We start from the raw sequence: 20,934 nt of genomic DNA, 5'->3' as shown, positions 1-20,934 counted from the left end.
TTTCTAAGCTGCCTGTGCGGCAGTGAACATACCGCAGAGGTTGACGAGGGTGAGTGGTCATTTCTAAGCTGCCTGTGCGGCAGTGAACACTCATCTGAAACCTCTTGCTGCTTGCTTGGTTTTCTAAGCTGCCTGTGCGGCAGTGAACAGCTTTTACTTTGTAATCGACTTAGCAAGCAATTTCTAAGCTGCCTGTGCGGCAGTGAACACTTCGTGGATATACCTGACACAGTAGCTCAATTTCTAAGCTGCCTGTGCGGCAGTGAACATTAAGCGGTGGGGCGGCTAACGCTCACCCTGTTTCTAAGCTGCCTGTGCGGCAGTGAACGGTGTTGCTAATGACTAGTGAGCAAGTTGACATTTCTAAGCTGCCTGTGCGGCAGTGAACGCGTCAAGTGCAGCTACATGGGTGGGTTGTACTTTCTAAGCTGCCTGTGCGGCAGTGAACGTAACAACACAGCTAACACAGCTTTCAAACGTTTTCTAAGCTGCCTGTGCGGCAGTGAACAGCTGCGAGGGCGTCAAACTCTTGACTTCTTCTTTCTAAGCTGCCTGTGCGGCAGTGAACAAGCTATACTCGGTAAAGCTGGCACGTTATCATTTCTAAGCTGCCTGTGCGGCAGTGAACTTATTCTAATGAGTTTAACGATACCATTAAGCTTTCTAAGCTGCCTGTGCGGCAGTGAACTAGCTGAGATTCAATTCTTGTTTAATGACAGTTTTCTAAGCTGCCTGTGCGGCAGTGAACAACTTACCGTGGGACAAACGTATTCACAGCAATTTCTAAGCTGCCTGTGCGGCAGTGAACTATCGGTGGTCGATTCCGTGTCGAAGCTGAACTTTCTAAGCTGCCTGTGCGGCAGTGAACATGACCGTAAAGGTGCGACTGAAATCGGTAGCTTTCTAAGCTGCCTGTGCGGCAGTGAACTAATTCCACGCCCGCAAGGTGTTGAATATCTTTTTCTAAGCTGCCTGTGCGGCAGTGAACATCAGACTGAGAACGTTTCATTCAATGTTGATTTTCTAAGCTGCCTGTGCGGCAGTGAACGATAATTGCCCACACTGTGGCAACCCCGAATGTTTCTAAGCTGCCTGTGCGGCAGTGAACTATCTAATAACCCCAATGGTTTCTCAGGTAGTTTTCTAAGCTGCCTGTGCGGCAGTGAACCACGTTTCGGGTCAATCGGCGCTTCTTGAACATTTCTAAGCTGCCTGTGCGGCAGTGAACCTACAGGTCAAGGTGATTTTTCAGGCGTTGAATTTCTAAGCTGCCTGTGCGGCAGTGAACTTTCATACTTACTCTCTGTTTCGTTTCGATGATTTCTAAGCTGCCTGTGCGGCAGTGAACAATAGAATATCACGCAAAAAACAAGTTACAACAATTGATTAAAGCAAAATATGAACTTTTACCTTGTTTTTATAGCTTACTGTAACTTGCTGTTTTAGCTTCTAATTTTTAAAGAGCAAAAATAAAGGTTAAAACTGGGGAATACTAACCAGCTTTTCTTTCATGTTATGGTTTGTGCTTAAACCATAACAATTAAATGTACCAACTTGTTGTTCCGTAACTTCTACTTTTTTAATGAACAATGGGAATTTCCTACTTGCATTCAAGTCTCGCTGTCTCGTTTCTTGGCTTTCTAGCCAAATAAAAGGTAATTTGTTATTAGCTTTAGGTTTGCTTTTTTCAAGCTCTGCTAGGCAAGCATTAAGCGGTTGCCCTGACTTTTCAGCCCAACGCTGTGCTTTACTGAGCATATCTTTTTCTATTCGCGCCTCACCTTTTACTTGCATCCGAATAAAAGCTGCATAAGTCACGTTTTCTGGCACTGGCTTTATTGATTTGATATGCACGTAATCTTCTAAACGGTTGAGCCATTTTGCAATATTTAGCTTAGCTAACTGTGTCTCATCGTTGGCAATTAACCGTAATTGATTTCCAAGCGGAAAAGCTTGCTCGCCACTTGCTTTAGTATTATAGCGAGGAAAACTCACTGCAATAGACGATTCATTCTTACCTACTTTGCTATCAACCAAGGCAATATGCACTTGTTGATAAACCTTTTGCCAAATAAAACCAAGGGTTATATCAGCTTCAGGCAATAAGGTTATATCGAGATAGTGTTTCATTTTCTCTCCCTTTCTTTATCAACTAAAGACTACTTATCACTTTCGCCAAATACACCACCACGTACTAAAATAGCCATCACGTAATGTTCATCTTCAATACGATCTAACTCTGTTCCGCGCGCCCATTTATCAAAAAAAGTATAAAAATCCTGTTTATCTTTTGGTGTTCTGTACGCTTTACCTAGATTAGTTACTGCGCCATAAGGTTCTATTGCAATTGGACCTGCTGTTTTTTCTTCATCGTCAAACTCTGGGTACCAAGTGTCGATACTGCGAAGTGCGTTACCTAATTTTTGCGAATGCATAGCGGCAATATCTTTGACTGAATAGAGTATTTTACTTTTTTTACCTTTGCCTTTATCCAATACTAATTCTTCACTTGGATACACTTCTTGGGCTTTACCCACTTGCACAAAGCAGTTTATTTCTAACATTAAAAAATCATCGCTGCTTGATAAAGCCAATGCTATACGCTCGCCTAACTCAATGATTTTTTTATCATCATTATTAAAGTGGCGTGTACTAAATTGTGTCGCGTCAAACACCCATGACTGCTTACTGTTTTTATTTAATGCGTTTACTTGTACTTCAATATTTTCAGCACCAACACGGTTACGCCATAAAAATCGGGCATTCGCTAAGTTAAGTGCATAGCGTTTGCCTAATTCTTTAAAGCCTTCTTTTTCAACATAAGTTGATACCGCTTTACTGTAGCTTTCTTTAAATAATGCGTTGTTACAGGCAGAAGGAGTTTGTACGCCACCTAATACTTTTAAAGTAAAGTGTAGTTTTAATGTGTCTTGTTCTGGGTCAAGTGCGCAACTATCAACCGTTTGTAAATTAGCTTTTTCTACTTCTGCATTGAGTTTTACAGGGTCGCTTTTAATTGCCGCTTTCAAACGATTTGAAATAGTACCGCGTACTGATTTTTCAATAAGTTGTAATGGTGTTTGAATACTTTTGTTATTACGGTCTTCCCATTGCGTGCCATACATGTAACCGTCTGACGGTACTAATTTCTTTTCAAATGCTAATACTGATGCTGTGTCTTGATTTTTAGCCATGATAATTTCCTTTTTAATAAATTAAGTTATTCGTAATAAGAGTTTTCAATTTCTTCTTCTGTTTGAATAGTTTTTTGTGTTTGACTACAAAGATATAAGTTATTTGTTTGGTCTGTTTGATAACGCCACAACATTTCATCGATTGATTTAATACGGTGTGGCATTTTAAATTCACCTAACGTCACAACACTTTCTGCAAAACGATGAGAGGTATTTGGGTCTCGTTGATTTTTAGCTTCACCTAAGTCAGTTAAACCATGAAAACCTGTCGCTATAGGGACTATCCAACCTTTACTTTTCCGTTTGCTTGTCCAAGTTATTTTTTCAGCATCTTCGACAAGTGCTTTTTCATATTGATGATGAATCGCAAGGTGATCTATAAGTGCGTCCATAGCATCTTGCCCTGCTTCCATAGCTTCAACCATTAAATCTCGACGTTCAATGATGGCGTAACCTGGCATGAGTTTTCGTGTTAATGCAGTAAGATCTGCTGTATTACCATTTTCTATTTTAAAAAATTGAGGCTCTTTAAACGTTAAAATGTCGCCACCAGCTATTTTCATCCTGCTGTTAAGTAGATGAGTAATATTGTCTTGTAGGTTTTGTTCGTCGTCCTTTTCAATGCCTATATATTCAATCACTAATGAAACATCTAAATGGCAACGTGCTTCTTCTATAAATGCACTTCTTGATCCTGTTTTGTCTAACGGGTTGCCAGTACCAATAATTGAATGAACAAAGTCATCAATACCTTTATGGGTTTGTAAGTCACATTGATGGCTAATTACCGCAACGCTATCAAACTTAATATTGTTATAACCTTTAGCATTTAATTTTCGTTGTAATGCGTGTACCGCGCCAAGCCATGCGGTCATCGCCGGAAAACCAATAGTAAAAGGACTTGAAAGGGCATTCGCGTTATGTACTTGTATATGGGGTAATAAAAGTAATCGTTTTATATTGCTCATTTGAAAAAACCCCTATTACGGTCAATAATGTCAGCAAAGAACAAACGCTCAGCTTCACCTAATTTAATCGCTTGTTTATCTAGTACTTTTTCATAACTACTTGTTAACCATGCAGATATTTCAGTCACTAGTAAGTCTAACCATTGTTCTGAGTTTTCTCTTTCCTTGATATTATTAGCAATTAACCAAGTACGTTGGATACGCGATAGTGAAGAGGTGTCCTCGTGGAATTGAGTTTGTGAAACCGCACGAACCGCCCACATTTTCTCAATAAGTAAGTCGATTATGTTTTGTAGATAACCGTCCCGCGCATCACGAATATTTATATTGTTATAATCTGCCTGAAACAGTTTATGTAATGCTTTAAAGTGATCGGCATATTCGTATTTTTTAAATGATTCGACAAAAAAATTACTTTTCGGGAAGTGAATATTTCGTTTTTCGATACTTGGTGGCAATGATGATAAAAGATGTGCTTTACCGCCATTTTGATTATTTAGCACGCTGATATTTTGTGGTTTTGTACCACCATAACCTATGGTTGTTAAACCATAAATTTCGCTATAGCCTTGTTCACTAAATTCATTTTTTCGCTTTTTATCGCGTAGTTCTTTTACTTCATCTGAAAATCGTAATTTATCGAGTCGTGAACGTAATTGATAAACCATCCCTGAGTTCGTTAACAGCGATAGTTGGTGATAATCATCATCAACAGGAAAGTAAACCTGTTTTATTTTAGAGCTCGTAATACTTTCAGTTGCCCCTTCAATCATAGTTAAAAAACCAGCTCTCAACTCTTGGTAATTAGTAGATTTAATAGTTAATAATGTTTGAGCTAATTCTGTTTCGTCTTGAATGTGAGTCAGTAAATTACAACCATCTTGCATATTCAATGTTAAGAATTTATATACGTCTAATGCAGCTGCATTACCTAATGCATCAGTAGCAACTGCCACATTACCCGTTTTTAAATAACCATCTTCAATTCTTTCAATTTCAGCTAAAACAGATGAAACATAACCATTTTTATTTTTTCTTGCACTAGGATGGCTAAAGGTACAAGGATGAGTAGACATAGATATTTGCCCTGCCCTTTTAGCAGCACTAGGTAACCACTCATTTAACGAAAACTGTTGTTCACACAATAGCTCTAGTTCTTTTATTTCATATTCTTCCATTGATGCTTTTACATTCTTTTTTAACCAAGCTTCTTTGCGCTCGATAAAATAATTTTGTATTGCTGGATCTAACATTACTGACCTCCTTTCTTATTCATTTTAACCAGTCCAAACTGGTCGTTATATTCGTATTGTGCGTTTTCACGCTCTACCATATTAATTTCACCATAGCGAAGCGACACACGTTTAAGGCTTGTTAACCACGGTTCGCTTAAATACAGTGTTAACAGCTGTTGATAATTTCGGTTTAACCATACGTTTTGTTGTTGCTTTTCTGTTATCGCCAAATGTTTAATATTGAGTATACTTTCTCGATTAATGGCTTGGTTATTCATATCGACTAACGCTTTACCTGCTTCATCTTTTTGGGTGAAATAACAACTGTCTTCAGTTTCGTTATAAAACAAGAATAAATTAATGCTCGGCTCACTTTTTCTAAAAGGGGTTAACACTTGTGGTAAAGCTGTTAAGTACCATGTTTCTGTTAAGTAACCTTGCATAGTGTTGGCACCAGATTCAGAAAAATTTGTCAATTGTGCTGCCGTTACTTTGTGTTCAATAAATGCTAATAACTGCTTATCTGTTTGGGTAGGTACTTTAATTCTAGGAATGGCATTTAGACTTTTGCTAATCCATGATTCATTCACTAATTTATTAATATCATGATTATGTAATGTTTTATCCCAGCCATCTTCGTAACCAGGTCTAATAAAATACTTTTCACCTTGTTTGTCATCACCTTTAAAAGCTTTGAGGTTATATTGCATGATTCCAATATTAGCGAGTTCAGTAGCTTGCGCTCTATGCCTGCGTACGCGTCCTGCCAATTGCACAATTGATCGGTAAGAAGACGGTTCAATAATCGCCCAGTCAAAATCATGATCACGCCCTACTTCTTCCACCGGTGTGGCAACTAAAATAAAAATGACATTTTTTACTGCGCTACTCTTTTTGCTGCATAAGTCTAAATGCTGTCGAATAATTGAATTTGAAAAGGCTTGTTGTGGCTCTCCTGCTTTTTCCTTTCTTTTTAATACGGCATCAAGATGCTTTTCTTGTTCGTGACGTAAGAGTAATACTTGTTGACTGTGATAAGCCATCACCTTTACTTGGGTATCAGTTGGGTAATCTGCTTGTAATAAATATTTAGTCAATTCAACACAAGGAGAAATATTTGCAACACGTACCACGCCAAATGACACATTTATACCTGTGTTAGCGTCAATACTATGATGTTGTTGATGCTTAGCTAAAGTGGCTAGCTTTACTGTTGAAAAATAATGAAATTGTTTACTTTGTTCGATGTCATATTCTTTGGTTAAGACTTCCCCTAATATTAGTGGGCAAGGCACTATGTTAGCTTTACGCTTCGCGATTTGTTTATTCAAGCTATGAACACGTTTATCAATAAAATTACCGTGATTAGCTTGATATTGTTCAAGCGCACTATCGCTTTGCTTTACATTCACGCTATGAGTATGTGTGGTAAATTCATCTATCCATGCACACCCTATTTCAGCTTTGGCTTCATCTCGGCTATTAGTAAAAATTTGCCAGCCTTTTTTGTAAGCATTGAAATAACCTAACGCTAAATCAGGTGGAATAGTTGCTGATGAAATCATCACTTTTCTACCTAACATGCCTGCTAAATGAATAAGACGACCAATAGCAATAAGATCATCACCGGTAAAATCATCTATTTCATCAATAACTAAGTCCGATGACATTAAACGCAAACTTGGCAATATATAACGCCCACCTCGTTTGGTTTCAGTTGCTGCCATCATGTGATCGATAGTACACGCGAGTACAGGAGCATATAGAAATTGTCTATCTTTAGTGCAGGTTAGTACTGTGCTTAATCCTTCTTCGGGGATTTCACAATCATAATCAATAAACTCATCTAGTAAGGCTTCTCTAGATTCAGAACCTAACACTTCATCTGATATTTCATCTTGTTTAATTTCGCGCTGGTTATGTAATTCAGCAACAGCTCTTGAGCCAATTAGTACCGCTAAATCAGATTTAGTTAGCCCTATTCTATCGCGGTATTCATCGCCAGTTTGTAAGGTTAATGTGCGTAAACCAAGAGCTAGAATATAACGTAAGCTTTTACCGTCAACCGACAAAGCACGCATTACTTTGGCGTTAGCAAAGGTTTTACCACAGCCTGTGCTTGCCATGTTTACCGCAAAAAATCCTGATACTTTTTTATCTTGCTGTGTTTTCCATTCATTAATTTTTGTAACGGCTTTATCTTGCCATTTATATTGAGGATCGGTACTTACTTTTCTTAATACTTGAATGTCAGTTGCTGCTGGCGGCTCTTGTTCAAATGCTGGTAATAAATGAGCTGTGTTTAATGCATTTTTTGCCACACCTACTAAATGCTCGTCGAGCTTTTGTTTTAGCTCACTTGTATCTCTATCGGTATTAGCAAATAGCCCTGTGTTATCTTGCCAATTTTTAGCGGCGCCTTGTGATGAATAAAAATGATCGCCTAGCATTAAACACAAACGCGCATGATGGAGCACCAATCGATAACTACCATCTTGTATTGCAGACTCAAGTAAAGGTAGATCATTTTTTAGACTTGTTGCCCAACGTTTTATTTGCCTACACCACTCTTTAGATTCTGATAACAGACCATTGGGGAACGCAAAACATTGTTTAACGCGTTCATTATATTCGGCTTCGTCTTGTTTGTTTTCATAACCCCACTCTTGGGTAATACGCTCTAATAATACATCAATATTTTCCGACGACACTCCTAGCCACTCATTTCTAGTTTCTTTTATGCTATGAGAGAAATTAGGTAACCTGTGGTGTGAAACAATTAACCATGCGAGTAATTTTGCGGCATTCGGTAATTTACTAAGTGGCTTTAAGTTTTCTTTTTTAACTGCTTTTTTTAATTGGCTCTCATTAGCGCCAGCTGTAATAAGTTCATTTAGCCAAGCTTCATCAGCTTTATTACTCACTAAAGCATTGAGTAATAAAACAGAAATCCATTCGTGCCGTAATGGATCTCCCTTAAATTTATTTTTACTGTTAGGTTTCAATTTTTCTTGAAATAGTTGTGATGCTTTGCCCCAGTCATGTAGTAATGCTGAAAGACCTGCTAGTGATTTAATTAAGGGCAAATACTTCCAGTCATTTTCTATCTCGCTATTTAATAAGTTTTTCTTAGTACTATTAACTGCCACGATACCTTCGCTATTAAATTTACTTTTATTTCCTATCACCCAGATAAATTGACTACGGCTGCGTGAACGTATCCAATGGCAGCTTACTGCGGTACTTTTACTTGCTGTTTGTCGCAGCATTTTTTTAACTGTGAGCAAGCCATCTTCGGTGATTAGGGTTTGCCACGTATTATCGCCAATTCTGTTGGCAAAAGCGTCGAGTACACGTCGTGTTTTTTTTAGCGCATTTTTTTCACACTGCGATACAAACGTGACCATCATAAATTGTGTTCCTCTATGTGGTTTTGTGAGTAATTTTGCAGTGCAATTGTTTTGACGGTATCAAACATAAAGTCGAGGGATTTATGATCTGTAAAGGCTTGCAATACTTGCTGGCGAAACTCTTGCTCTGTGGCATTTTCTTTGGCACATATAAATGCCCAAGGAAGTACGATGGCATCTTTTATTAAATCGGCTACATCAAACACTAAGGCACCACGTCTGGTTTTTCCATGCATTACGGCAAAACCATGAGGAATACCTAACACCCACAAACAGCTTGCAGCTAAGCCATAGGCAAGGTAGTTACCATGATTTAAAAAGTCGTTGGCTTTATCAGTGCTTTGGTGCTGGCGTTTAAATGCTGCTGCGTTGGTATTATTTGCAGCGTATTTATAAAGTACTTTGGTTAATTGCGCTTCAGTAAGAAGTAACTCCGATTGTTTAGTTGCTGCACTAGTACGCGCTTCAAACGTATTTAATGCTTTTTGCATTTGTTCACTATTAAAGTCAAATCCTTCGTTTTTTAAATCGCGATCTTTGTTCCATACTTTTTGTAAGTAACTAATACGGGCTTGCTGCATTGTTTTTGCAGCTAGTAAACGCTTTTCGTCTTCAAACCAAAACTGTAGCCAACCATGTAAGTATTCAGTTGGTCTATATTCGCTTTGTGGTGTAAACCACTCGACCTCGCAGGCCATATATAAAGGAGTACCTCCTCCACCAGCAAAACCAACAAGCACACCTGCTTGTGATAACATTCGCATTGCGGCTTGCGTTATTGATGTGCCATTTCCCAGTAATAATACGGTGGTATTGGCAATAGGTACGTTAAAGTATTGGTTTTCATTTTTAGCTTCAGTTAGGTACAAAACACGCCCGTCTTTTTGCATAACGCGGCAATATTCTAGGTAATACATATTGGCGCGTTTTGAATGCAAAATTGTTTTTAAGTCACTTGGGCTAAAATCGTCCATTACTTTCATCCTTTATTATCGTTCCTTTAAATTACTGGCTGTTTAGCCTTTGAGCAACACTGTATATTTATCACCTGTCGTAATTTTAGGCATATTTTTAATCTTCTACTTACTTTACTTGTTAAATACTACGGCATATAAGGCTGTAAACCCGATAAGCAATCGGGACTGAGTATAATTTGTTGCGCTTCGGGGTTTGCTTGGTAGCTATCTACACGTAGTTGTTTTAATAGGTAAAGTAATAAAGCTGCGCGGACTTTTATGTTACGTTTGTAATTACCATTTGATTGTTGATTCATTTGGTGATCGAGCGCTATTATTCTTGCTCTATTGGCGGTTAATCGTGGATCTGGCTCTATGCCAACTGTAAGTTGGGTTTGCCATAATGTGTCGTGTTGTTGGTCATACTCTGCTGGACCTTCTATTTCACATTCGCCATTAAAACGAGTAAGAACAAAATCTCTGAAATCTCGATTTTTTTCACAATAGGCGCGTACATGCCAGCGAGTACCATCAAAAACTAAATTATGCGGACTGATGATACGTGATTCGAACTCTGGGCTCGATACAGAGGCATAACCTACATCTATTCGTTGCTTATGTTTTAGTGCGTGTAATATACCACTCACCCTTTGAGGATTTACTGGTATTAGGGGGGATTGCATTGCAGTAAAGTGATTATAATATTCGCTTTGAATACCTTGCTGGGTAATGTGTAAATAGGTACCAAGATCTTGTGCACCATACTTTGGTATAAAGTGTTTTGTAGCCTGATATCCCTTTTTTGAGTTGTTGTAAACCAAAAAATCTGGATACAATTTTAGGTAATCTTGTATGTGTTTAGATGCACTTGAACGGCTTATATTAAAATGCTGTTGTATGTGTTTTGTAGTTAAGCGATTTTCCCAAAATACAATAAGTTCTATAAAATGAAAACGCTTTACGAGATCGCAATTTAAGTGTGTTATCACGCTGTTCCTTAGCTAATTTGATTCCTTTTCACAAAGTACCAAATTAGCTAAAAATAACAACGATAATTTACCAAAACTTAATTGCAAATAGTGTATATAAATTAAAAATCTCATTCGCAGACTATATCTATTTAAAAATAAAAAAAGCAAGCCTGGTGGCTTGCTTTTGATCGTCTCTAAAGACAACACACTTTATAATCTAAATTTAATAACTGCTTTTAAAATCTATAACTAGCACCAAACGTTATACGGCGGTCTGTAAGACCTTGGAAGCACAGCAAAGCACCTTCGTTTACACAAGATTGGCTAACTTCTGATTCAGTTAAGTTAACGGCTTCTATGCCTATGTTTAGTTGATCATTCACATCGTAACTTATGCTGGCATTGAGTTGTCCTCTGTCCTCTTGAACAACAGGAAAACCCCATGGGAAGCTTGATGTACTGCCAAAGTCGGTTGAACGATACCCTTCACGCCATGTATAACGAGCGCGAGCAGACAAACCGTATTTTTCATAGTAGAAAGTAACGTTATATGCATTTTCAGACAGGTCGATTAGTGACTGTTTAGCACTTATATCTGCATCAGGATTTCCGGTTGTTAATGCAAAAACAGCATTAGCACGGCTTGTTGCAGTATCAAACGATTCTCCACCAGAGAACTCTTGGTAAGTATAGTTTGCAACGATACCAAAACCAGATGCCCACCCTAGCTCTTTTTCAAAGCTTGATAAGTCATATTGAGCTGCAAGCTCTAAACCCTGCTGTGTTGTTTCACCTGAGTCATTAATAGTTGTTTGTGTTGGTACACAAAGCCCTACTCCGGCGTCAGGACCAAATACATTTATATCTGCAATTGGGTTAAATATGCCGCCGCCTTCACACTCTGGACCACTTGTGTCGCGAAATCCTGTGCTTGGATCTTCAAACGGGTCAACTTGTTGAGTAACGTGTAAGTCGCTACGGGTTTTATGAAAATACCCTACACTTAACAAAGCAGCAGGTGCAAAATACCAATCAGTTGAAACATCAAAAGACGTTACTTCTTCTGGTACTAATCCAGAATTACCGATTGATACTGCGCTATTAGGGCTTGTGCCAAAGGTAACTGATGTTGATAAATCATCAAAATCAGGGCGTCTTATATCTTTTGACCAACCCAATCTAACAATCACATCTTCGCTTACGTTTGCAGATATATTGATTCGTGGCAGTAAGAAGTCGTAATCACCTTTAGAGGTTACTTGAGTTACTAGCTCATTACCGCTGCCATCTTGAGTAACTGAGTTACCTACCGATGTTACGTCTGTTTCTAAATAACGCAGACCAAAGTTACCTCGGAATATGCCGTACTCAAAGTTGGCTTGTGCGTATAAGGCGTGAGTTTCTTCTTCAATATCAAAAAAGGCATTCACAAGAGACGTTGGAGAGCTAATTGGACCGCGATCAGAACCTGTTATTGCATTATTTGCTTCAATTGCTTGATTAAGTGCCGCTAAAACACCTTCAGGGTCAGAAGAAGCAAGTTCAGGATTTATAAGCAAGAAATCACGAATATAAAGCTCTCGTCCATCTGCATCATTAAAGTTATCAGGACCCGCTGTTAATATATCAGCAAATAAATCGCCAGTCGGGCTATCAGCCAAATTCCTTAAACCAACGTTTGAGCGAACCTGATCAGATACACTACTGGTTTTACTGTAACGGTAGCCAAAATCGACTGACGTTATTACGTCATCTAAGTAATAAGTAAAGTCTGTGCGAAATGCATCTTCTGTATTTTCAGATTCATCTTGCCCTTGGTTTACATCACGTAAAACAACATTTGCTGGGTCGAGTAGCTGAGCCATAGTGGGTGCATTTGCTTCACCGGTTGCAATGCCAAATGTAAGTGCATTACCCGTTAAGTCATATTCAAATGGAGTGCCATTTTCGTTTGATGAATTAGTTGCAACATTTGGGTTTATAAAGTTAAGTGTTGTATTAAAACTTGGCGTAGATGAGTCTGCACGAGATGTTGAAGCTTCAACACTTGCAAATAATCTATCGCCTTGCCATTCACCACCAATTCTAAATATTTTACTCTCAGTGATACGTGAATTTGTATCACTAGAAAAACGTAAGTTAGGATCGCCACCACCGTCTTCTACTGGAATAACGCCTCTTACTGCCGCTTGTATGCTTCCTAAGTTTTGACCATCAAGAGAGCCAAAGTTAACTGTTTCAAATTCACTTGGTATCGATACATCTCTGAGATCACTTAAACCAGATGCTTGTACTCTTGAGCTTTCTTGGCGTCGTTCTTGGTCATTAACAACAGCATCAAAATAAAATTTCATATTATCGTTTGGCGCATATTCAAACGTACCAGCAAAGTTTTTCGTCTCGTATTCGTAATTATCGTAATCTTGAATTAAAAATTGAACCGGTAAAAAGTCGAATGATTGTGCGCTTGCAGCTCCGCTATCAGCTGCCACTGAATTATCTCTGTCAGCGCGAGGACGAAATGCGGTTACATCTTGCTCACTGTAACTACCACTAAATACAACACCAAACTTACCACCAGAATCAAGTTCCCAGTTATCACCCCAAGCGCCAGAAACTCGAGGGGTAACACCATCGGTTGATAAGCTGCTATCTTCACCTTGGACTCTTATTGAGCCTAGTGTTTCATTTAATTGTAGTGGGCGGATTGTTTTAAGATTTATTGTTGCGCCTACTGAGCCTTCAATTGTTTTAGCTTCTGGTGACTTAATGACTTCAACGCCAGAAATAATAGCGGCTGAAACATCTTCAAAGCTAATACCGCTTCGACCAGAACCCGAACCAACTGTTGATACACCGTTTACTTCTGTGCGGTTTGCATTGGTACCACGAATTTGAACACCTGTACCAACCCCAGCTTCGCGGGTGATTTGAATACCCGTGACATTTTCTAGTACTTCGGCAAGATTTTGATCGGGTAACTTACCAATATCTACCGCTTCAATAATTTCAACGAGACTGTCTGCCGAGCGCTTTTGTGCAAGCGCATTTGTCAGTGATTGTCGAATCCCTGAGACTTCAATAATTTCAAGATCGTCTGCCACTTTTTTTTGTGTTTCTTGAGCTTGTGTAGACAAAGACATACTAAGTGCTGTTGCCGATAAAACGGCCAGTGTGATTTTAGATAACTTGTGACTCATAGTTTTTTTCCTGTGTGTGTGAAATGCTATGTAACCAGCTACTTTATTATTTTTATTAAATCCCTTTAATTATTACAAAACCTTAACTTTATATTTACACTCTACCTTTAAAAGGTCAACCTTTTGGTAATCTATTTAGGTGAAATATTATGCAATATGTTATTACCAAAATAATTAAAACTCGTCGTTCTAATTAATAAACATTAACTTTATTCTTTAATTCGTTGTTATATAAATACTTTAAATTAAAGCTCAGGAAGAAGTTACAAAGACGACAACCAAACACGTTTATTATTTTTAAACTAAAATAATTTTAATTGTATTGAATAAAATTCAAACAGCGCAATAAAAGCCATATAATTGGTTAACCAATTGGTATTTATTCGCTAAAAAATAAAAATAGAGTGCTATTTATTTTAAAACTGGATTTATTACGTGGCTAAAGAAGACGTTCAATTTATATGGCATTAATGAAGTTGTTTTGCTGTTAATTAGAATTAACTGAGGGATAAAAATGAGAGGATTTAAGATCACAAAAAGACGGTAAACCGTCTTTTTGTGATTTGCTTTAATAATTTTAAATATTATTAAAGTTTATAGCTTAAGCCTAGGAATAAGCGAGGGCCGTAGTCATTCACTTCGCCTAGGTTACCTTCAACAAAGAAATCTTGTGATTTAGGTGCGCTAAACAAGTTAATTGCTTCGGCTTTAATTCTGAAGTGCTCATCAATTTTATATGATGCACGCATTTCCCATACACCTACTGCATCAACATAACGTAAACGAGTACCATTGCTTGTGTAAGGTTGGAAATACTCACTACGGTATTTGTAAATAACCGCAGTATCAAATCCACCAATTTGGTAGTACAACTGGCTGCTAAACACATGCTTAGAAAAACCAGGAACTGCACCAGGCTCAATAATACCATCAGTTAACTGTGTAGTATTGCCGTCTAAATCAGTCTCAAACGTATCACCGTACAAGCTATCTTCAAACTCGAAATCAGTATCTGCAAAGTTATAACCAAACTTCATACCGATGCCATTATCCCAACGATAAGAAAATGAAGCCTCAAGACCAAAAATTTCACTTTCATCATCTGTAGTCACTGAGTTGGTAACAGGAAGAGAAACTGTTTCACCCCCAATCACGTAATTCTCAAGTACAGTTTGTTGCTGGAAGCCACCTTGGAACTGTTTATAATAAAGACTCATTGCGAAAATTGAATCATCATTTGGATACCACTCAAATGCAGCATCGTAGTTCCATGACATAAGTGGTTGTGTATCAGGGTTACCTGAACCGTCAACTGTTAATAGGTCAGAAAGAGAAAGTGCAACCGATTCATCATCAGTAACAAAGTCACGATCGAAACCTAAATCAGAAGGGTCGGCACGTGACATACCACGGTAAATACCCGCGCGAAGTAAAATGTCTTCACTATAATCTACAACTAAGTTAAAGCTAGGAAGGTACTTGGTATAACTACCTCCTCCTTTTACTTTTTCTAAAGAGTTGCCTTCAACAAGTTCAACAACGCCCGTAACTTCGTCTACATTAACGCTATAATTACTTCTAAAACCAATAGAAGTTACATCAGTATCAACAACTCGAAGACCAAAGTTACCGCGAATAAACTTGCCAAACATTTCTGTATCGTAACTAGCCATTAAGTAAGCTGAAGTAGTTTTTTCTGTTACATCGATAGTACCAGCATTTTCGTATTCAACTTCTGGATAAGCAAACTCACCATCAACATTAGAACCTGTAACAGCTTGTGAAAAACATACATTATCGTAAGTTGCCCAAGAAGAGCCTGTACCACTGCTTACAACATTACCATCGCTGTCGATGTTAGTAACAATGTCGCCATCCGAAACGCTTGAAAGAAAACCTGACTCAGGGAAGTCAATTTGACACCCTTCAAGTACATTAATCGCGTCAGTACCTGAATCTAATGTAAATTCATTTCTTGAACCATTACCTTGGGTACCACCAAACTGAATAAAGCTCAATTCAGACGTTCTTACACCACCTTCTATACTTGTAAATACATTGCCTTCCAATGCATAGTCGAAGTCTAAACGCGCAGATTTTATTACGTTTTCACGTACATTTTCACGGTCAAGGCGTGTTCTTAAGCTGTCTGTAAAGTTTGAAATATCAGTAACATCAAAATCTGTTAATGTGAAATGAGGTATCTCATCGCCCATATCCCATGAGAAGAAGTTACGATCTGCGGTTCTGCCGCGGTTCGAAATTTGTAACTCTTCACGTTCTGTTTTTGAGTACGCTAAATCAAGATCAACTGTTAATCGATCGGTAACATTGTGCTCAATGTTTAAACCATAACCTTGATAATTTTCTTCACGTGAGAATTGCTCACCTGCAGATTCAATTCGCTCTTCACCTTCCCAATGAAGGATCCCGCCAACATCATTAGTAACAAGTGTTGGACCTGTTACACCTGGTGTTGCACGTTTTTGTAAAAATATTAAGTCGTGACGCGCTTCTTTTTGTGTTCTATCTGAAATTTGGGTATCGAAGTTAATATCCCATGAGTCTGATGGCTGAAATTGTAATGCAAAAAACACAGCATCACGCTCATCAGATGTTTCATTTTGACGGTAGCTTCGGCTACTACCAGTCCACGCATAAGGAGTACCATCACTTACAGCTTCACCTGTTTCTGGATCAATTGCTGTATCGTAACCTTGATTGTTACTACCACTTACCTGATCTTCACAATCACCGGCACTACTACGGTAAAAGCCTTCATTAGTGTTATTAGGATCGTTTATACATGCCCATAATGATGAGCCTGATGGGCTGGAACTTCTGTATTCAGCTTCTGGTTGGCTTATATCTTGGCGTTGAACACCAAACGACACCCCTAAAGCTTGACCGTTATCGAATTCAAACTGGTCAACATAACTAAACGTACCACGGTAACCTGCATCGCTTTGTAGTGAATTCTCTACATTGCCTTCATCTGGGTTGTAGTTTAATTTAACTTCAGCTGAAACACGTTGTTTACCAAAATCTAATGGCGTAACTGTTTCAAGTGCAATAACACCTGCAACACCACCTTCAATCATTGAAGCATCTTGTGTTTTATAAATTGCTATTTTCTTTACAAGCTCAGACGGAAACTGTGAAAAGTTAACTGAGCGGTCACCACCACCATTGGTCGCTTCACGACCATTGATGTGAGTAGCACTTAAAAATGGTCCAAGACCACGAATAGTAATTTCTGTTGCGCCACCATTTTCACGGTGAGATGCAGCACCCGTAATTGATTCTAATGCTTCACCAATAGACAGTGCAGGCAAGTCGCCAATGTCTTCAGATGAAAGTCCGTCTACAACAGTAGTTGACTCTCGCTTTATAGCAATTTGGTCTTGAATCGTTCTACGTGTACCGGTAACACTGATTATTTCAACGTCCGGTTCGACTTCTGTCGTCTTATCTTGTGCTTCTTGAGCTTGTGCTGTAAATGCACAAGAACCAGCCATACTTGCTATAACAGCTGTTCTTACCCATTTTGCAGTTGGACTTAAAGCGAACTTTTCTGTTATAGAATTATTATTTTTTTCTGACTTCAACGACATTAGAATACTCCGTTGGTTGTTGTAGTGTAATTTTAATTGTGTGTCACTTGTTATACTTGTGTATACATGATGTGAAGGTCATGGTTAATATACTCAATTGCACCAGCTTGATCAACCAATTTGAGATTAAAATATTACCATAAGGTATACCAATTCTAATTCATCGGCATTACCAGTGGGTAACATAGGTTTAAGTAGAACGGTTATAAATAAAAATAGCCAATAAAAAAGCCCCTAAATAGGGGCTTATGTTAATAGAAGTTACTATAGTTATTTATTAATCCTGTGCATTCCATGTAGATCCAACGCCTACTTCTGAAGCTTGAATATAATGTAATCCTTTAGCTCCTGCTATTGATTGTGCTCCGCTAGAGTCTGTTTCTATAAGGCTGCTTACGCCTACAACAAACTCAGGTACTTCTTTACCATTACCTGCTGGATCTTGATCAATGGCACCGTCGGTATCAAATTTACCATTGCCATTGTTCTCTCTAATATCAACCCATGAACCACTCGTATCGCCAGATACGTAACTGTCACTAAAACCAAAATTATTCGATAATAACGACTCTTCGTGATTTATTAAGTCACAATCATATTCAAACGAATGGTCACTACTTAATGTATTAGGATAAAATAAACCCTGAGTAGCTGCACTACTAGCAATTGTATCTGCGTCAGTTTGATCGCCTAACCCATTTGCAATTAAGTTGGCGTCAAAGTTAATAACAAACGCATTTTTAGTTAGCCCATATAATATAGTATCGTCAGCCAAGTCATCACAGTCATCTCCTGGTGCTCTTGAACCAATTTCAGTACTAAATACGATTGGCTGTTGCGAGTTTAATACTGTGTTGTTAGTAACGGTAAGCGTAAAGTCACCTGCACCGTCAAGCACAGCCTGGTTACCTGAGTTTGGTACACCGCCATCAGCTTGAGAGAATGGGTTTGCTGTAAATACAATACCACCGGCTTCTTTGTTTCCTGAACGTATACCCGCAATGTAGTTATTGCTAACGGTGTGTCCAAGTGGTGTAACTAACACTCCACTTGGTCTGTCGTCTGAACTAGCAATGTCTGTCGTACGAATAATTACGTTGTCAGTAATTGAATTAAAACCGCCATCTTCAAGTGATATACCACCGTTAGCATTTAAAATTGTATTACCTTTAATCGTAGCGCCAGATGTTTGTACTCGCATTAAACGACGACCTGTTACAAAGTTTTCTATCAAGTTATATTGTATTTTAAAATTAGAATTGTCAGCTGCATCAGTACCCGTGGTACTTCCAGCATTAATTAAATGTAAACTCGAATTATCGAAGTTGGTATTCTCACTACTATCATTAAACAAGTTATATTGAATAACATGGTCTAAACCTGACGAAGCCATTTTAATAACAGAGCCGTTTTCAGAGAAGTTTCGTCCACTAAACGTATTTCGCTCTATCATTGCGCCTTGCCCTTTGAGCATTAACCAATGATAGGTTGAGTTATTTAATTCAGCTTCTTCACCATCTATGTTGTTATGAGAGAATGTAAAGTTAATACCTTCTGAGTAAATAACGGTATCTTCTTCTGTTTCACAAAAAGAATCCGCTTTAGTATCAATATCTTTAAATGTAAGCCCTGTTAAGCTCGCGCCATCTACAGAGTCGGCTACATGTATACATACTTCGCCTGTAATAACTGGGCTCTGCGCTTCTACTGAACGCAAAGTTACCGCACTGGTGAGTAAAATAGAGTCCATATCGGCATAAACGTTTTCATTTAAACCAATTACATCACCGTCGCCTAAACCTGCATTTACAGTATCGACAAGTTCTGCAGAGTTATTTACTACTTTGGTATAGACTAATGTACTTAAAGCATCTGTAACGGTTACTTCTGGAAAATTATCATTATCAGTATAAGTTGCGTTAACTGAAATAATTGCGCCTGCATAGGCACCTGGAGTGAATGTTTTACTATTTGTACCAGCAACTTCAACTCCATCAGCTGACCAAGCATAAACAATATTAGCTTCATCAACGCCGTTATTATCAGAAACCTCAGCGGTGAGTGTGTTACTCGTTAAATAAGGAGATGTTCCTATAATTTCAACAGTTCCAAGTTGATCTACCGCAAAGCTTGTCACTGGTATTGTTGATGCTGATATATTACTTTCTGCAAAGCCGTTATCATCGGTGTAAGTTACTTGTACTTTGATAACTTTATCTAAAAGTGACTCTTCTACAATGTAAGTACTTTGTGTTGCATTAATTATTACTTCATCATCGGCAAACCACTGATAAGCAATATCACCTGAGGTACCATCTGCATCAACTATTTCACTAGTTAGCGTATTACCAACTGTCGGAGTGCCTTCAATAGATACAGACCCTTGAAAATTAACACGAGTAACAGGCTGCGTTCCAGCCGATGTTACTGACTCTTCAAAGCCACGGTCATCTTCAAATGAGGCATTAACTGTTATAACAGTACCTACTTGCTCCTCGGTTAACTCCAAGGTAGAAAGTACTTGTCCGTCTATTTCTACGTCATCTGCAAACCATTTATACACAATCGTCGCATTTTCAACGCCATTACCATCGGCAACCATTGCTGTAAGTATTGATCCTATTACTGCATTACCGGTTACTGTAATACTAGCTGCAAATGAAATTGCTGAAACGTTTGCTGTTGGATCTGTTATATGAGATTCGTTTATACCGCCATCATCTGTATACAAAGCTTGAGCGGTAATTGGTAAACCTATTTGATCATCTGTTAGGGTAAACGATGAACCAGTTGCACCGCTAATAGCTTGTCCGTCGGCATACCAAAAGTAAGTTATGTTTCCTGAAATTCCATCTGGATCACTTACACTTGTAGTTAAGGTTTCTCCAGAAGTTACGGTTCCACTAAGAGCAATAGAGCCCAAGTTGTTGTCATTATTATTTGAATCGGTGTTACAGCCTAATATTGCTGCTGCAACAGCACATAGTGCAAAATGTTTTAATTTCATGGTGACTCTATTCTCCAAATTTATGGTTTTAACATTTGGTAGCTTTATTGTGTGTATTACCAAACATTCCACATTTTCATTACCAATCCACAGTAAAAGTAAGCGCGAATTGTTAACCAGGTTGTTAATATAATCATAATGAAATTGTTTTTACCACTACAATTACCAAAAAGGCAGCAATTAATTTATAAACTATTAACAAACAATACCAAAGCGAGACTGCCCGTTAGCTTATTACTAGAGTACGTTTATCTTTAGAGGTTAAATGTCAGAAATGTGTTTGGTTATTAGGCAATACCAGAGATATTTAGCGTGGTTGTTCTTCGTAAATAGACAATAACGACGTATAGAAATACTAACCACGTGCGGCTTTGTGCTT

The 20,934-nt window shown here is 38.3% G+C and carries 10 protein-coding genes and 1 CRISPR repeat array (1 of these 11 cut by a window edge); all 10 genes read right to left on the bottom strand.

The genetic code is table 11. The features are described 5' to 3' along the window. Window positions 1-1,348: direct repeats of the CRISPR family, unit length 28 nt; unit sequence TTTCTAAGCTGCCTGTGCGGCAGTGAAC; it reaches 4,021 nt to the left of the window's first position. A gap of 128 nt (window positions 1,349-1,476) precedes the next feature. Further along, the gene (gene cas6f, locus GQR56_RS15115) at window positions 1,477-2,130 is read right to left on the bottom strand and encodes a type I-F CRISPR-associated endoribonuclease Cas6/Csy4 (protein WP_166113008.1); all 654 of its coding nucleotides are present in this window, start codon (window positions 2,128-2,130) and stop codon (window positions 1,477-1,479) included. A gap of 29 nt (window positions 2,131-2,159) precedes the next feature. After that, window positions 2,160-3,194, bottom strand: coding sequence for a type I-F CRISPR-associated protein Csy3 (gene csy3, locus GQR56_RS15110; protein ID WP_166113005.1), 1,035 nt, complete (start codon window positions 3,192-3,194; stop codon window positions 2,160-2,162). Between the two features lie 26 nt (window positions 3,195-3,220). Next, the gene (gene csy2 / locus GQR56_RS15105; RefSeq protein ID WP_166113002.1) at window positions 3,221-4,162 is read right to left on the bottom strand and encodes a type I-F CRISPR-associated protein Csy2; all 942 of its coding nucleotides are present in this window, start codon (window positions 4,160-4,162) and stop codon (window positions 3,221-3,223) included. After that, on the bottom strand, window positions 4,159-5,415 hold the full coding sequence (gene csy1 / locus GQR56_RS15100) for a type I-F CRISPR-associated protein Csy1 (protein WP_166112999.1): 1,257 nt from the start codon (window positions 5,413-5,415) through the stop codon (window positions 4,159-4,161). The genes csy2 and csy1 overlap by 4 nt, the downstream gene beginning before the upstream one ends. After that, the gene (gene cas3f, locus GQR56_RS15095; protein ID WP_166112996.1) at window positions 5,415-8,807 is read right to left on the bottom strand and encodes a type I-F CRISPR-associated helicase Cas3f; all 3,393 of its coding nucleotides are present in this window, start codon (window positions 8,805-8,807) and stop codon (window positions 5,415-5,417) included. The genes csy1 and cas3f overlap by 1 nt, the downstream gene beginning before the upstream one ends. Continuing rightward, on the bottom strand, window positions 8,804-9,781 hold the full coding sequence (cas1f, locus tag GQR56_RS15090; protein ID WP_166112993.1) for a type I-F CRISPR-associated endonuclease Cas1f: 978 nt from the start codon (window positions 9,779-9,781) through the stop codon (window positions 8,804-8,806). Before cas1f ends, cas3f begins: the two co-directional genes overlap by 4 nt. A 128-nt stretch (window positions 9,782-9,909) precedes the next feature. Then, window positions 9,910-10,752, bottom strand: a complete 843-nt coding sequence (locus GQR56_RS21715) for a WYL domain-containing protein (RefSeq protein WP_166112990.1) — start codon at window positions 10,750-10,752, stop codon at window positions 9,910-9,912. 218 nt (window positions 10,753-10,970) lie between these two features. Continuing rightward, window positions 10,971-13,934: a TonB-dependent receptor gene (locus GQR56_RS15080; RefSeq protein ID WP_166112987.1), complete on the bottom strand. Its 2,964-nt coding sequence runs from the start codon at window positions 13,932-13,934 to the stop codon at window positions 10,971-10,973. Between the two features lie 587 nt (window positions 13,935-14,521). Beyond that, window positions 14,522-17,548 (bottom strand): TonB-dependent receptor, encoded by a 3,027-nt coding sequence (locus GQR56_RS15075; protein ID WP_024611062.1) that lies wholly within the window; start codon window positions 17,546-17,548, stop codon window positions 14,522-14,524. A gap of 277 nt (window positions 17,549-17,825) precedes the next feature. Next, on the bottom strand, window positions 17,826-20,555 hold the full coding sequence (locus tag GQR56_RS15070) for a poly(beta-D-mannuronate) lyase (protein WP_166112984.1): 2,730 nt from the start codon (window positions 20,553-20,555) through the stop codon (window positions 17,826-17,828). Window positions 20,556-20,934 lie beyond the last annotated feature (379 nt).

The sequence above is a fragment of the Pseudoalteromonas sp. Z9A5 genome (assembly GCF_011378875.1).
Taxonomy (GTDB): domain Bacteria; phylum Pseudomonadota; class Gammaproteobacteria; order Enterobacterales; family Alteromonadaceae; genus Pseudoalteromonas.
This window is presented reverse-complemented; position numbering and strand designations above follow the sequence as displayed.

Excerpts from the sequence above, each read along its gene's own strand:
- csy1 (WP_166112999.1), bottom strand. The coding sequence starts at position 5,415 with ATGTTAGATCCAGCAATACAAAATTATTTTATCGAGCGCAAAGAAGCT.
- cas3f (WP_166112996.1), bottom strand. The coding sequence starts at position 8,807 with ATGATGGTCACGTTTGTATCGCAGTGTGAAAAAAATGCGCTAAAAAAA.
- csy2 (WP_166113002.1), bottom strand. The coding sequence starts at position 4,162 with ATGAGCAATATAAAACGATTACTTTTATTACCCCATATACAAGTACAT.
- GQR56_RS15070 (WP_166112984.1), bottom strand. The coding sequence starts at position 20,555 with ATGAAATTAAAACATTTTGCACTATGTGCTGTTGCAGCAGCAATATTA.
- cas1f (WP_166112993.1), bottom strand. The coding sequence starts at position 9,781 with ATGGACGATTTTAGCCCAAGTGACTTAAAAACAATTTTGCATTCAAAA.
- GQR56_RS15075 (WP_024611062.1), bottom strand. The coding sequence starts at position 17,548 with ATGTCGTTGAAGTCAGAAAAAAATAATAATTCTATAACAGAAAAGTTC.
- GQR56_RS15080 (WP_166112987.1), bottom strand. The coding sequence starts at position 13,934 with ATGAGTCACAAGTTATCTAAAATCACACTGGCCGTTTTATCGGCAACA.
- csy3 (WP_166113005.1), bottom strand. The coding sequence starts at position 3,194 with ATGGCTAAAAATCAAGACACAGCATCAGTATTAGCATTTGAAAAGAAA.
- cas6f (WP_166113008.1), bottom strand. The coding sequence starts at position 2,130 with ATGAAACACTATCTCGATATAACCTTATTGCCTGAAGCTGATATAACC.